The organism is Bradyrhizobium sp. WSM2793 (genome assembly GCF_000379585.1).
Lineage (GTDB): Bacteria > Pseudomonadota > Alphaproteobacteria > Rhizobiales > Xanthobacteraceae > Bradyrhizobium.
Window position 1 is genome coordinate 37,550 of sequence record NZ_KB902785.1, and the last position, 13,723, is coordinate 51,272.

General features: G+C 58.0%; 12 protein-coding genes and 4 pseudogenes. 11 read left to right on the forward strand and 5 right to left on the reverse strand.

What is annotated here, in order from left to right:
• Positions 1-172: 172 nt before the first annotated feature.
• The 5 genes from A3AS_RS0119880 (at position 173) to A3AS_RS0119905 (ending at position 2,917) form a co-directional block, all read left to right on the forward strand.
• Positions 173-457: a hypothetical protein gene (locus A3AS_RS0119880; RefSeq protein ID WP_018319319.1), complete on the forward strand. Its 285-nt coding sequence runs from the start codon at positions 173-175 to the stop codon at positions 455-457.
• A 213-nt stretch (positions 458-670) separates the two neighbouring features.
• A complete protein-coding gene (locus A3AS_RS0119885) occupies positions 671-880 on the forward strand; it encodes a hypothetical protein (RefSeq protein ID WP_018319320.1) in 210 nt (69 codons plus the stop codon).
• A complete protein-coding gene (locus A3AS_RS0119890) occupies positions 867-1,172 on the forward strand; it encodes a hypothetical protein (RefSeq protein ID WP_157644321.1) in 306 nt (101 codons plus the stop codon). Before A3AS_RS0119885 ends, A3AS_RS0119890 begins: the two co-directional genes overlap by 14 nt.
• A gap of 942 nt (positions 1,173-2,114) precedes the next feature.
• Positions 2,115-2,228: an IS66 family insertion sequence element accessory protein TnpB gene (gene tnpB, locus A3AS_RS47420; RefSeq protein WP_157644322.1), complete on the forward strand. Its 114-nt coding sequence runs from the start codon at positions 2,115-2,117 to the stop codon at positions 2,226-2,228.
• Positions 2,229-2,590: 362 nt separating this feature from the next.
• The gene (locus A3AS_RS0119905; RefSeq protein ID WP_018319323.1) at positions 2,591-2,917 is read left to right on the forward strand and encodes a DUF736 domain-containing protein; all 327 of its coding nucleotides are present in this window, start codon (positions 2,591-2,593) and stop codon (positions 2,915-2,917) included.
• A gap of 137 nt (positions 2,918-3,054) precedes the next feature.
• Here the strand turns inward: A3AS_RS0119905 and A3AS_RS0119910 are convergent, their stop codons facing one another.
• From A3AS_RS0119910 to A3AS_RS0119935, 3 genes are all read right to left on the reverse strand, one after another.
• Positions 3,055-4,380: a DUF3422 family protein gene (locus tag A3AS_RS0119910; RefSeq protein ID WP_018319324.1), complete on the reverse strand. Its 1,326-nt coding sequence runs from the start codon at positions 4,378-4,380 to the stop codon at positions 3,055-3,057.
• 1,750 nt (positions 4,381-6,130) lie between these two features.
• Entirely contained in the window at positions 6,131-6,691 is a 561-nt protein-coding gene (locus tag A3AS_RS0119930) for a hypothetical protein (protein ID WP_018319328.1), read from the reverse strand.
• Positions 6,692-6,831: 140 nt separating this feature from the next.
• The gene (locus tag A3AS_RS0119935) at positions 6,832-7,053 is read right to left on the reverse strand and encodes a hypothetical protein (protein ID WP_018319329.1); all 222 of its coding nucleotides are present in this window, start codon (positions 7,051-7,053) and stop codon (positions 6,832-6,834) included.
• 447 nt (positions 7,054-7,500) lie between these two features.
• Between A3AS_RS0119935 and A3AS_RS49090 the strand changes: the two are divergent.
• Positions 7,501-7,708: pseudogene (locus A3AS_RS49090) on the forward strand (cold-shock protein).
• Between the two features lie 249 nt (positions 7,709-7,957).
• Positions 7,958-8,494 (forward strand): MarR family winged helix-turn-helix transcriptional regulator, encoded by a 537-nt coding sequence (locus A3AS_RS0119940; RefSeq protein WP_018319331.1) that lies wholly within the window; start codon positions 7,958-7,960, stop codon positions 8,492-8,494.
• 314 nt (positions 8,495-8,808) lie between these two features.
• Here the strand turns inward: A3AS_RS0119940 and A3AS_RS0119950 are convergent, their stop codons facing one another.
• Positions 8,809-9,090: a hypothetical protein gene (locus A3AS_RS0119950; protein ID WP_157644323.1), complete on the reverse strand. Its 282-nt coding sequence runs from the start codon at positions 9,088-9,090 to the stop codon at positions 8,809-8,811.
• A gap of 719 nt (positions 9,091-9,809) precedes the next feature.
• Here A3AS_RS0119950 and A3AS_RS45270 point away from each other — a divergent pair.
• Positions 9,810-9,971: pseudogene (locus A3AS_RS45270) on the forward strand (LrgB family protein); the annotation flags it as partial.
• Between the two features lie 211 nt (positions 9,972-10,182).
• Here A3AS_RS45270 and A3AS_RS49095 read toward each other — a convergent pair.
• A pseudogene (locus A3AS_RS49095) lies at positions 10,183-10,442 on the reverse strand (hypothetical protein); the annotation flags it as partial.
• Between the two features lie 83 nt (positions 10,443-10,525).
• Here A3AS_RS49095 and A3AS_RS50075 point away from each other — a divergent pair.
• The 3 genes and pseudogenes from A3AS_RS50075 to A3AS_RS0119970 form a co-directional block, all read left to right on the forward strand.
• A pseudogene (locus tag A3AS_RS50075) lies at positions 10,526-10,713 on the forward strand (hypothetical protein); the annotation flags it as partial.
• A 508-nt stretch (positions 10,714-11,221) separates the two neighbouring features.
• Complete coding sequence (locus A3AS_RS0119965) at positions 11,222-13,051, forward strand: AAA family ATPase (RefSeq protein ID WP_026202163.1); 1,830 nt, start codon at positions 11,222-11,224, stop codon at positions 13,049-13,051.
• A gap of 2 nt (positions 13,052-13,053) precedes the next feature.
• Positions 13,054-13,698: a 4Fe-4S single cluster domain-containing protein gene (locus A3AS_RS0119970; protein ID WP_245283236.1), complete on the forward strand. Its 645-nt coding sequence runs from the start codon at positions 13,054-13,056 to the stop codon at positions 13,696-13,698.
• Positions 13,699-13,723 lie beyond the last annotated feature (25 nt).

The following is a 13,723-nucleotide window of genomic DNA, read 5'->3' on the forward strand; positions in this document are numbered from 1 at the left end:
GGCGACGACGCTGCCGGAACGCGCTGCTAGCCGAAAACCTCAATGCCGCTCAATTCCGGCGCGTGCATCAACACGCGCGATGATTTTAGGCGTGTGTAGTTTGGATTCCGCCGGCGACTCGCGGCGCACCTGTGGTAGGGCGCTCTACCCTTTTACTTTAAGGAAATCAGTAATGGGCGTCTATTTGGTCACTTGGGATCTAAACAAATACAAGCCGAACTATGCGGAGGCGCGACAGAATCTCGTCGATCACATGTCGCGCTGCCCACATATTAAAGATGAGGGTCTCGACTCGGTATGGTTCATCCAGTCCGCCTCCACAGCCGAAACGCTGGATTCTGACATCCGGCGATACATGGATAACAACGACAGGCTGATGGTCACGAAACTGGTGAATGGTCAGCATCAAGGCTGGTTGTCCCAAAAGGTCTGGGACTGGATCAACGCGTGCATCTGACTGAAGGACTTCCAGGGCTAAGGTGCAAAACCCGAGTTGCAACGCAAAGCAAGAAAATGAGTTCATGGGACGGACTTAGCCCTGGCCAGTTCTTGGCGCGAGTAGCGTTTTCAATCGCGATCACGGCCGCCGTGATCGTCGGAACATTCATCGCAATCCGCTACATGGTGGGCTTTCATCGGTGATCACAGCAAGAGAGCGCAGCAATGGCGAATGAACGAGATGTTTTCGGCCCGGATCGATGAGATCGAACTCAACGAGTCGGCAGCGATCATAGTTGAGCAGGCCGACGACGAGATCACCGCGGTTATTGCGAGCGTTGTAGGCGTTCACTTTCAGGTCTCGGCGGATCAGGCGCTCAAACTCTCTCGTGCCTTGGCTGTTGCCGCGGAGAATGCGAAGAAATTCCGTGTCACCGATTGACTTGCCAGACTTGCCGACCGGCGGACAGAAATCGCCGATGAGCTTAGGGAACTCTTGCAGAGCATCCAGTTTCATTATGCATTTGTACGTCATGGTCGGGATTGCCGTGATTGTCGCGGTTTTGATCCTGGCAGCACCGCTTATCTTCACCCTGCTCGGCGACGGCCTGCATTGGAAAATCTTGGCAGTAGTCGCGACCGCGGCCACTGCCATCGGTATGCTCTGGATCCCGGCCGGCTTCGTTGCTATGCAGTGGCTATTGGATACGCCAACAGAGCTCAGGAAAGCGTAAACGGCGGCTGCAGATCGAAGCTCGCGGACTGGCTGCAATGCGAAGAGCTCTTCACGTGCCCTGGTCGGCGAGGCTTCTGCGCAGGCTTCGCCTGCGATCTTGATGGTGCCCGCGGCCGGAAGCGAGGCCCGGCAACGGAGGCTAACCCAGCCGGACCTCGCAGCCGCTTGATCCCGGAGGGATCGACGTGAAGGATTGCATAGAAAGCGTGCCGTTTTCCGTCCTAATTGCGTATCGTTTCGCCGGAAAGCACCAATGCGATACGGGGCGGCGAACCAAAGTCCGCCAGCCGGCGAGTCACCGTGTCAAACGACACGAAGATCGACTTGAATTTCGCGGCTCACTGCAATGCGCGCACCGGCATCCATGCAATAGCCGCAGGCCAGCACATTCATCGCCCGATCTCGGAAACTCTCGATATGATGCGAGCCTTTGCGAGCCCGGTATTGTTGCTCTCAATGAGCTTGTCGCGGGCTACGCTTAGTGAGCAGCGATTTCAAGCTCTCAGCGCCTGATGCCGAATGCCAGGAGCCGGAAGTTCGATGTGATCGATTCGAAGTCTCTCGACCGCATCTCACGCCACCTCGAAGACCTGGGCGGCTTTCACAACGCACCACGTCTGCCTGGCGTCCATTTGATCGCTGCCCAGGTCCTCAGAGGTGTAGTCGGTCGAAGGAGGGTATGGCGCAACAGTCGGCGAGACGGGGCCGGAAGAACCAGATGAACTCATTGTGCCTGGAGCACGCATTTATGATTTGGTTCCGGTCCGCGAACTCCCATACGGGCCCGCAGCTCCATCGCTGCATCAGAGGCCGGACAGATGGCAGCATCCGACCACGTGCCGAACTCTCTCAAAAACCGCTTGCATCTCGCGGGGCGTCCACAGATGTTTTCAGGCCAAGCGGGCGGATCGGATCAAGTGTTCTGGGACGGAACGGGCCCGTGTCTGTTATCAAGCGGCTCGAGGATGGGATCTTCCGCTGGCCGAAGATCGAGGATGGCGTGATGCGCCTGTCGGCGGCGCTATTGTCGGCATTGCTCGAAGGTCTCGACTGACAGCGTCTCCGCGAGGGACGAGAGACGCCGGCGCCAACGCAAGCGGGATAGTTGTTGGCGGCACTGCGGCGAAGTGAATCAGGCGCTTCGGCCGCGTCGCCAGATGGCCGCGAATATACTCTGAATTTAGCGACGCCCTGCCTGACGATCCCGAGACGCGCAAAGCGATGCTGCTTGCCGAGTGGTGGGAGAGCGACTGCGTCAGATCATCAAGGAATTGCAGCGGCATCGGTTTGGTCGCGCCTTCGCGCCGAGACTTTAGACGCTTGCTCATCATAACTTGTACCGCGTGTTGATAGCCGCTCATCCAACCTAAACAACACCGGCTTGCAGACTCTGGTTTTCAAGTAGAGCGAACTACCATGGCGACCATCGGCACCTACAAGAAGACCGGCAGCAACAAGCTCACCGACGAAATCGTCACCCTCTCGCTCCAGGCCAGGAACGTCCGGATTGTCCCCGAAACCAACCGCTCCGGCGACAACGCACCGAGCCACCGGGTCTATGTCGGCCGTGTGGAGATCGGGCCCGTCTGGTCCAAGCGCTCCAACGAGGACCGCGATTATCTGGGTCTGAAGCTCGACCATCCGAGCTTCACCGCTCCGATCTTCGCCAACCTCTTCGCCGACGAGGAAGGTGAGGGCTTCAGCCTGATCTGGTCCCGTCCCAGCCGTCGCAAAGGCGACTGACCCGATCCACAATGCCTCGCCCGGCTGGTCCGGGCGGGCCATTACCTTGCGCAGGAGCCGGCCGCGATCTTGCGGCAGCGTCGCACCCCAACCATGCGAGCTGCGCAGGACGGACGCACCGGTTCCCTCAAGGAGCTTTAGTCGCAAGTAACCGAGCGCGCGTCGTCGTGCTTGAGGTGTCGCTTTCGGACATTGTAACTCACCAGCCAGATCACGCCGACCGCGATCGGCACGAAGGCTGCGGTCAGGAAGGAGGGCTCTACTCGCAGTCCGACATCATGCGCGCCCTTGGCAAGATAGCTAAACAGGCTGACCACATAATATCCTATCGCCCCGACCGACAATCCTTCGACCGTGCACTGCAGCCGAAGTTGCTGTCTCGCGCGCTCGTTGATAGCCTGCAACAGGTCACGATTCTGTCGTTCGATTTCGACGTCGACCCGGGTTCGCAACAGATCGGCGGCGCGCGCGAGCTTGACCGACAGAGTCGCCTGGCGATCCTCCACAGTTGCGCAGGTTCGCATCGCCGGCGCCATGCGGCGTGCCAGAAACGACGACCAGGTGGGATAGCCCGAGACATCGTTGCCTTCAATGATGGATAGTCGCGATTGGACCAGCTCGTTATAGGCCCTGCTGGCGCCGAATCGAAACAGACTGCCGGTCGCGCCTCTTTCGAAGGATGCGGCCAGAGCCGTCAGCTCGGCAAGCAGACGGTTGTTGAACTGCAGCCCCTCACCGCTTTGCATTTTCTCGAGCGCCTCAACAAGACGGCGGTCGATGCGATCAACAGATGGTGCAAGCTCAAGGGCCGCCGACAGGCCAAGCAGCGCCAATGGACGGTAGGTCTCGATTTCCAGGAGCCGTTGCACCAACGCTCCGAGATCGTGCGACGTCAACCCGAGGTCGCAGACGAGGATTTTCGTGAAGCCTTTTTCGTCTACGCGGAAGTCTGAAGCGGCAACGGCTGCGCCGCTCTTTGTGGCAACCATGGCCAGGCTGTTCTTGTCAAAAATCTGTTCGGCCCGCCTGGTCGGCGAGGCGTCCCGCTCCACTTCTAGCCTGATCGCGACCAGCAACTGTCCGGTCTGACGTAACGCGCGGATCAGCGATCGGACGGTGTCATCGACTTTGTCAAAACGGTCTGCGGCAGAACAATTTCCGTTAGTCCAGATCCAGGTGAATGTTGTAAATTCCGAATGCTGCTCCCAGCGTAGCGTAGCGGGCCCGATGACAATCTGATGAAGTTTCGCCGATTGCTTAGGCGGCGTAAGATTTCGATCGAGGCAAAAATCGATAAAACGGCAGCGATCGGTTGTGGCCGCCTCGCCCTGTGCAAGAAAAGCGAAGTGGATCACGCTGAAGGGCGATACAAGGCGCGTGAAGGGGCGCGCGTGCACTTCGCCGAGCACAGCGTCGCGTTGCGGATGTGGCGTGAAGGTTCGCAGATCCAGTTCATCGATCATGTATTGACGCCTCGCTTCAGGGTGAGCAGGGACCGTCAGCCTTGACGCGGGAGGCAATGGCGGTGCAGGGAAACGGTTGCGCGCGGCTAGGTTTCTGATCGAGTCATGTCGACGATCACTACCGCCTTGAACTCGGGAAAGAGGTCTTGCGCGAGGAAGGTCAGGCCAGGCAGTTTGAGATGGAGCCGCCTCATCCAGCTTTCGAATGACGCCATCAACGTATGGTCCGGTGTCTATGGCGAAATGCCGGCATTGTGACTCAATAGGTGTAGCGGTGCGCCAGCAAGCCGTTCCGCGACCTTGGCGGTGGTGCGCGGCACCGTTCGACGAATGCCTAGATTTACGTGGACATGGTTGTTTGTCTCCGAATCCCACCGACATCGCCCGCCACCGAAGGGGTGCCGCGTGCAAGGGAAGATACGCCGGCCCTCTTCTGAAAGCAGTTTTCCGGTGGGACGGCCGATGCCGCGCCAGGCCGTGGCAAGCAGGAACGTCTTCCGTTCTCCCAGCGTGGTACAGATAAACGACCTCCGGTGCGGCAAGCGCATTGTCGATTGACGGATCGAGGCCCAAACTCGACTCCCATCTTGTTGCCGGCGCCAAACTTCCTGCCCAAGAGCCGGTGCAGGATTTGGGCCAGCACTATAGAAGGGGCACTCTCGCCTCTTTTTTACGCAATGTGGCTTTCGAAGACCGTCGCAGGCGGGTTTCAGACATGAGCACGCTTGTATTCTGACAGTATGCGCACGTGGCACAGACCACAGGGAAAGGGCTGTTTTCGGCAAGGTGATCGCTCGCCCGGCCGCTGCCATTGTTTGAGCGGCCACGCTCTGGTTGGATTTGTCGATGCAGAGCCATGCGAGTGACCGCGCCCGGACCCCCGGGCAAGGCTCGGCGATGGGCTGATAACGTCACGTCGCGTGAGGTTGACTGGATCACGCAGCTGGAGCGCTCTCCTCGCCTTTGAAGTGTCACTCAGAGCAGCGCAAGCGTTGCGGCTCGACCGGTTGTCGCAGGGAGGCAGATACGTGGCGATCGTTGTGAGCGATCGACCAAATAGCGGCGGATCACGGCCGGCGCCAATTGTGAGCGGGGCATAGGGCCGAGGCAGTGATCCCGGAAGCGGAAATCTGCGCTGGCAGCACGAAGAGCCAATCACCACTGAATACGTTGGGCCGGCTTCTCGGCGGGTCTTGGCATCGCCGCGTTGTCCTTGATGTCAGCTCTGTTCGGATGGAGTGCACGAAAGGGCCTCTTCGATGGATTGATCTGCCCGAAGGACGGCTGCGCCTCATGATGGCCGGCGGTTCAATTAAGAGCCAGAAGTCTACCGCTCTCGGTAGAGCGTTCATCCAGTTCATCAGTACCCCGGAGATTGCTTGATGCGTTCACAAAGCACGGGCTGCACGAACTCCAGCGCCCATAGGGGGCACGGAGGAACGAGCGCTGCAAACGCATTCCAATCAGGGCTTCACATTTTTTTGCCAATTATCCGCGGTGGTCTACGCATCGTAAGCAACGAGGCTCTCGCTGAGAGAATGTAGCTTCGTTCGAGCATGGCTGATGTCCTCGAAGATCGCTGCGTCTAGCGCAACGACGCTTCGGAGCGTCGCTCCGATTATGCTTTCCAAGTCGGCCTCTGCGGCTGTTGCCTCCGCCTGCAGCTTCGCTGCCTGCTCTTCGCTGGGCTCGTCTTCACCATTCAGATACACATCCCAGTTCATTACCCAAAGATCACGTGAGATCGAGTTCAGCTTGTCGATGAGATCAGCCCTTGCCGCTGCAACACGTGCCTCCCATCAAGGCGTAGCGTCCTTTGGTTAGAAACGAAATCTAGGAAGCGATCAACTTGTCCAGCCGCTTCGTGCGCCCAAAAGCTCAAGCTATTGATGTGGTCTGGGTAGTACTGTAACTGCTGTCGCACGGTCCCGATCTGACCTGCAAGATCATCTCGCATTCTGCCCAGCGTGGAGATGCGATTGCGGAGTGCATCGCTCTTCAGAATATCCGTCTGCATTCCTTGCAAACGCACCTGTCGCAAGACCGGAAACACGGCAATGGCTGCGATGGCGGCAGCAATCATTGTCTGATACCTGGAGAGGAGAAATTGCGCGCAGCCGAATGGCGCGCTTTGGGGGTCGAGAGGGCACCCCGTCGAGAAGGTAGCGCCGAGCGCAAAACCTACGACGCCAGAGAACACAACAGCTGCAAAATAACCTATCGCCGCGTTCCATGCTCGATCGCTGACCCACCACATCAATGCAGCCCCCTCGAAGTCGCCCGCTGACAAGCATGCCATTGTCAGAAACATTCGTCACGCTCTGCGGCGTCGAATAGCCAGCTTTCTGGGTACGGCACGAGCAACGCTGATATTGATTACCGCGGGGAGCTCTTCGGCATTGGCGTAGAGCAGCTCCGCAGCCTACGTGCTGTTCATGGTCAACAGTGGCCTTATGCTCCTTGAAGACCGTGTTGGCCATGTTGGGCAGACCGGTTCCAGGCATAGCTGGCGATCTGCACCGACCCGATCAGCAAGATGACGGCGAGCAGCGAAAGGCGGACGCTCCATAGCGTTTGCCACACACCGCCAGTCGTTTCCTGAATGCGCGAAGACTCATCTTGCCGATGCATGGCTCGATTGATCAAGGTTTCCGGCACCGTCGTGCCGAACATTACGTACGAGCCGCAAAGCTCACCGAGCAAAATGCGCGTGCTGCTTCCTCGCTCTCGAAGCCGGAAAATGACATGGCGAGAGGCGCGGGAATAGTCGAAGGGGTCTTTTCTTGCCGAACAGCACAAAGCATCTCGCCTCACATCAATTCATATCACCGATCACAGGAGACGTGGCATCTTCAAAGCAAGTCCGAGAGCAGCTCCACCAAGAGGCGCGGCTGATCGCACATTGCAATCAAATCTGCGCCTCCACCAACAAGCGGACTAGAATGGCGTAGGGTATCGACGCTCTCTGGGCAGCTTGCCGAGGAGCCGCGCGCTGCCCTCGGCAACAATAGAAAGTCCATACACCCACTTAAGCTCGAGCGATGCTTCAGACGCTTCAATAAAGTTCTTGATCCCTCGCAGAATAGATAGATCGCGGTCGTTATGAACGGAGATAGTTCAGTGCCAACTGGTATTGTAAAGTGGTTCAACGCAACGAAGGGCTATGGCTTTGTCAAACCTGATGATGGCGGAGCCGACGTTTTCATACACATAAGAGCAGTCGAGAAAGCCGGCTACTCCGCTCTTGCTAAGGGAGCAAGGATCAGTTTCGACATTAGGATGGGCAGCTCAGGACAACGTCTCGGCAGAAAACCTGCGGATGGAATGAGCTCAACTTCGGCGATTCGCGGCTTTCCGCGCGCTTCATTTGCGGCCAACCGCGCCTGCAGCACGTCGGTCCTGCAGAAATCCAGCAATAATCGCGAGACTTTTGACGGATTTCATTGCCTCGATGGTGTAAACTTGTAAGTGGGAGAATGCTTAAGCAGGTCGGCCCAACAGAATTTCCCCGCTCTTGAACCTTGTCAGCGCGCTCAAGCTTCAAGGATAGAGGTCCTGATATTCGGTGGCGCCGCAATTGCCCAAGCAAGCAATCAAAGTTGGAAATGGCTCTGCTGAGATACAGGAACTCCTGCGGCGCTTAACGTTGGAGGTAAGAGCGCTCAACGTCTGTCTGGACGATTTTCTTCAAGTCCGGGCCAAGGCACTCGGCATTACCGGGCCACAATTGGCGATCTTGATGGCCGTGACGGACTTAGACAGGGACAGCGGTGTGCCGGTCAGCGCGGTCGCAAAATTGATGAAAGTCGACCCGTCATTCATCACGACACATTCGAAGGCGCTCGAGAAAGCCGGATTAATGCGTCGCAGACCCTGTGTCACGGATGCTCGGGTTGTCCAGATGTCGCTAACGGACAAGGCTTGTAAGCGTCTCGCGAACGTCGCTACACAGCAGGAGGAACTCGATCATTTTGTATTTGGTGAGCTTGGCGTTGAGAAAATGACGACACTGCCCAGCCGGCTTGCAGCGCTCAGAAAACGGCTGGAGAGAGCTCGCTTAAAAGCTGCAGTTGATCTTGGAGCGGCGACGCTCCGAGGTAGGGCCCGAGTTTAGTCGAGAGAAGGAAAGCGCTTTCGATGGCTGACGGTTGTTTTTTACGGGGGCCGTCGCGCATTAATGCTGGGCAGCGTCTTCATCAGGCGCAATCGGCATCCTCGCGTGCGGCATCAATGCTGACCGAGACTACCTTCAGGTGCTCAAAAGCAAGACGCGAGCAGCAAGCAGCGGATCAAGAACAGCGCTCGGCTGTAGGTCATTTCGATGTTGATACGGGAAATTGCCTTGAACAGATCCGATGAGGCCTCGATAAACATCCTTCGGGCAAGAAAATACTGAAGAGCCGTATCGACTGGCAGTGGCAAGATAGGTCAAAGCAAGATCTTCCACACGAACGGCGGGGCCGCGGTCTTGCGCATGTACTCCAATAGTTCTTGCAGAGTCAGTTCATCGTCGAAATAAACCTCGCAGTTATCCGAACGCACTTCGATCCTGAAGGCATCCCCGCCTGTCCAAATGACCTTCTCCTCCCATCTGTTGCCCTGCGGGTTCACATCTTCGCGCGTTGCAATAGTCATGTGGCAGTTTGCCAGATACTCAAGTAGGGAGGCCTCTTCGCCCCTATTCAGCACGAGACTGCCGTCAGTTGACATTTCGATCTCCTTGTCGAAGGAACTCCGCGTCACATCGGATTTTAGAGCGTTGGTCCGACCGTAGCGGCATTTCAGTATCGATTAATGCGGCCAGCCGTGCACTCACGCACAAATTCCACGCTTGATCGCCTTTTTAGATGGATCTCCGCATGCGCGCCGGCGATGGCGGTTCGCAGTTGATTTCCGCGGCGGCAGCAGCTAGTGCGAAGCAACCATCTGGGGTTAGCGTTGCGTGCGTCGCCTCTTTTGTCCCCGGGGCAGTTGACCGAGCGCGTTAGGCCTATCGCGAGGTCTCGCAGTCGATCTATGGGTACAATGGGCGTCAATCCCGCTGACAAAACCTCGTCGTGCGCTCGCATCGTCTTCATCGTCGAACTTCGCGCAAGGAGCCCAACGTTGATGATAAAGCCGCCCCATGCCTTCCGGATCGCTCGCATCGATCGTCTTCGAGAGCTGCTTGAAGGAAGGCAACTTGGGAAATCCAACTGATCTGAACAGCCCCCCAGAGCCGGACGCAGGTTGCCGATCCGGAAGAGCGTTCCAGACGAGGGAGCTGCGTACAGTCCATTCACCTTGTCGATCTACACGCGAACCTACAACAGCCGTGGCGCCGGCATCAGGCCGGTAGGCGAGATCGGCAGGCACGAAGCCGTCGTTGTGAACATCACTCTGTCGGGTCACAAATATGCCAACGAGTGGATCGAAGCCGGCAAGCGCCTGCGCGCGGCTTCGCTGCAGGTATCGCTGCCCACGGCATCGGCACGGCCCGAGCCTTCCAGGTTGACGAGATCGCCGGCGTGTTTTCAGGCCTCGGCATGAGCCTGAATTCGCTCGTGACATCGTTTCTTGCTCCGCTCGCTGTCACTGCATTGATGGGTTAAGTCTGCCCATGACGTTTCACTTGAAGGTCGTGGGCAAGCATGCAATGTCAGAATCACGAACCGACTGGACGTGACTGACTCCTGTCTAATTCGTCCGTTGCTGAGAACCGAACTATATTAGCGATCAGCCCGGCGCAAATGCCCGGCTTATTCGTTGCACTCGTCTCCAGAGCACAGCTCGCAGGAATGAGCACGTGCGCCGGCGACCCAGTCATACTAGCGTCTGGATCACACACCAGGGGTTTTCGCTTCGCAGCTCAGTCCTCGAGCACGCTATCGTTTCCCTTAGTCCTGCGATGGTGTCACGCTCTGGTACCTGCAGCGGGCGATAGCGTGACTCGCGCTCACGAGGCGCGGGGGGCGTTCCGACGGATTGCGACTAATCCTAGCTCGGAGCTCCGTAAGATCGGCGAACACGTCGGCTTGCCGGCGCAGCTCGTCGGCGATCATAGGAGGATGGAGTGCCAGTGTGCCCGGATAACCGCGCGCCGCAAAGCCATGACCTCATGGCCTTTGTCACCACACGCGAGTGTGCCGCTTATGTTCGAACAGCCGTGACAATCGGCTTCAACGACGGCTTCAATGCCATCATCGGCGGGCGAGCTCCGGCAAAAGCGACTTCCTAGAATACCTGCGCTTCGGTTTGGTCGTACTGACAAGGATTTCAATGCAAAGCTTGATCTCGCAAAGCCGCGAAGCCAAGCTCGTCAGCGAAACCTTGGCGGCCGACGGTTGGGCGGAGCTTACACGAAGGCGACCTGCTTCTGAACGCGCGGCGCGCTCGTCACGTCCGTGTGTCTCCCTCGCCAGCGGCCGTAGATCCAGGCTTTTGGGCAAGCTGTGTTATTCATCGGATGCGTCGCTTCACGACCGTGTCCTTAAATGCGTGAAGAAGCCCAAAAGATCCTAAACGCCCGAGTTCGAGCTGCCTTCCGATCGCTCACGGCGCCGAAGGTGGGCTTCTCTTTTAACGGGTGCGAATTGCCTTCAAAAACTCGCCGCCTGGCCGAAAGACGATCTCCCCGAGATAGCGGTTGCCGTCGCACAGGATCTGAACCGTTTGGCCGAGCAGATCGCTAACATTGATGATGTCCCTGATGCGCTGGATGCCCCCTCCGACCTCGATAGAACCGCCCTTCTCGTCCTTCGTCGCCTTATCCCATTTCCCTATGGATTCATGTGAAATACTCTCGAAATCGGCGAGTAGGATAGCTTATAGTTGCGCGATACGCGTACAAGGGGGCTTCTCGGTGCACGACAGTTCGGTGGAAAGAGCCAGATGGCTCCGCGATTTGCTACGCTTTTTGCCTCTGCGCAGCCAATTCGTGCTCTCCGGCAATACGCGGGACCTTCAGATCCACGAGGTCAGTCCGGGCGAGTTGACCGCAGCGCCGTTATCGAGGGTTCTGCCGGACGTTTTAAAGGCAGCTGGTTATGGGCGGATCGCATGGTTCGATCTTCTGAACGGATTTCGGGACGTGGAGCCGGCCGACGGAAGCTACCTCGCTCAACTGGGTCTAGCGCCGACTGCTGGCACAGCGGCGGGCGGGATCGATCTGTTGTCGATGACGCTCGAACGGCACGTCATTGCTGAAGGCCAGCCCTCCGCCCTCATCGTCGACTTTGCCTCAAGACTGATCGCGCGAAACGATGCCTTATCACCTGCAGAGCACCAGCTTTTCGCCCGCGCGCTGATCCTGTCTCATGCGGCGCGGCCGCGTCCGGCGGGCGATAAGCGGCTGCCCTTCTTCAATACGGTCGTCTGGATCGTCGACAAGGAGGGTGACCTGCCCGATTGGTTCCTGATCGGAAACCCGAAGATCAGACACGTGCCCATCGGGCGACCGGATCATCTTGCGAGAAGGAGCATGATCCGCTCCCTTGTCCGAAGTCTGCCGGGCGCGCAGAACGCGAACCAATCTGAGCTCGAAAAGTGTACTCAAGGATTCGTGGACGAGACTGAAGGCCTTCTGTTGCTCGACGTCAGCGCGGTTGCGCAGCTCGCGCGCAGCGAAGGCGTGCAGTTCGATCGGATTGGGGATGCCGTGCGGCGCTTCAAGGTGGGCGTGACTGAGGATCCCTGGCGCAAGATCAGTCGCGACAAGATCACTTCGGGTGAAGAATTCGTCAGACGCCGCGTCAAGGGACAGTCCCACGCAGTCACGCATATGCTCGATATCGTCAAGCGCGCTGTGACGGGGATCGGACAATCGCCGCGCGGCGGCCGGCCAAGGGGTGTCGTCTTTCTTGCCGGGCCGACCGGCGTCGGCAAGACGGAACTCGCCAAGACTATCACCAGCCTGCTTTTTGGCGATGAATCTGCGTATATCCGCTTCGACATGTCGGAGTTCAGTGCCGAGCATTCGGACCAGCGGCTGATCGGGGCACCGCCCGGCTATATCGGGTATGACGTCGGAGGCGAGCTCACGAACGCGATCCGTGAAAAGCCGTTCAGCGTCGTCCTGTTCGATGAGATCGAGAAGGCGCATCCGAGGATTCTCGACAAGTTCCTGCAGGTCCTTGACGACGGCGTCCTCACCTCGGGACGAGGGGATCGTGTCTATTTCTCCGAAGCCTTCATTGTTTTCACCTCGAATTTAGGCATCTACGTACCCGGGCCATCTGGTGAGAGAATCGCCAACGTCACACCCGAAGAGACCTTCGAAGCCGTGCGGAGAAAGGTCCGAAGCGAGATCGAAAAGCACTTCAAACAGGTCCTGAACCGGCCCGAGATATTGAACCGGATCGGAGAGAACGTCATCGTCTTCGATTTCATCCGGCCCGAGGTTGCAAACGAGATATTCGATCAGATGGTCGACAACCTGCTCAGGGACGTCAGCTCGCTCGGCTATGGCGTGACTTTGATCGGAGCTGCCCGCGAGGTCCTTCGCGGCCTGTGCCTTTCTGATCTTTCAAATGGCGGCCGCGGCATCCGCAATCAGGTTGAATCTCACCTCATCAACCCGCTGTCGCGCAGTCTCTTCGATCGCGGAGCGGAAGCCGGACACAGATACAGGATTGAACAGATTCGACCTGGACCATCGACCACGATCGATCTCGTGAGCGAGCAGTCCCCATGAGGATGGTCAATCTGTCGCGCATCCATTTCCCGGTCACAACGTTGGGGCCTGGCCGAAGGATCGGGATCTGGTTTCAAGGCTGTTCGATCCGCTGCCCGGGATGCATCTCCATGGACACCTGGGCGCACGGACGAGGAACGGCGACCGTAGAGGACGTCGTCGAGGCAGTCTCGCCATGGCTTTCGACCGCCGACGGGATCACGATTTCGGGTGGCGAGCCCTTCGATCAACGCGAGGCTTTGTTCGATCTTCTGGCGCGGCTTAGAGCTCGAACGAAGGCGGACATCCTGGTCTTTACCGGCCACCCGTGGACCGCGGTCTGCGAAGCGCTAGCCACATCGCCATCTCTGATCGACGCGGTCGTTTCCGGGCCGTTCGATATCGATGAAAAGCAAACCCTCGCGCTTCGTGGCAGCGACAATCAGGAGCTGCACCTCATGACGCCCCTGGGTCGCGCTCGGTTCGCGAGTTTCGACCGGCCGATCGACGAAAGAGACCGCACCTTCGACGTCATGTTCGACGATAATGGCGACGTCTGGCTTGCGGGCATTCCGGCTCGCGGCGACTTCCGGCGCCTTCGAAATATGCTCGAAGTCGGCGGGTCGACGCTGGGAATTTCGGAAGATACACGTTTCCCCTCTATTTAGAATTTTGCTGATGATCAGACTTTGC

Coding starts and splice junctions, on each gene's coding strand:
- A3AS_RS0119880 (WP_018319319.1), top strand. CDS start 173: ATGGGCGTCTATTTGGTCACTTGGGATCTAAACAAATACAAGCCGAAC.
- A3AS_RS0119885 (WP_018319320.1), top strand. CDS start 671: ATGAACGAGATGTTTTCGGCCCGGATCGATGAGATCGAACTCAACGAG.
- A3AS_RS0119905 (WP_018319323.1), top strand. CDS start 2,591: ATGGCGACCATCGGCACCTACAAGAAGACCGGCAGCAACAAGCTCACC.
- A3AS_RS0119910 (WP_018319324.1), bottom strand. CDS start 4,380: ATGATCGATGAACTGGATCTGCGAACCTTCACGCCACATCCGCAACGC.
- A3AS_RS0119930 (WP_018319328.1), bottom strand. CDS start 6,691: ATGTTTCTGACAATGGCATGCTTGTCAGCGGGCGACTTCGAGGGGGCT.
- A3AS_RS0119935 (WP_018319329.1), bottom strand. CDS start 7,053: ATGTTCGGCACGACGGTGCCGGAAACCTTGATCAATCGAGCCATGCAT.
- A3AS_RS0119950 (WP_157644323.1), bottom strand. CDS start 9,090: ATGTCAACTGACGGCAGTCTCGTGCTGAATAGGGGCGAAGAGGCCTCC.
- A3AS_RS0119970 (WP_245283236.1), top strand. CDS start 13,054: ATGGTCAATCTGTCGCGCATCCATTTCCCGGTCACAACGTTGGGGCCT.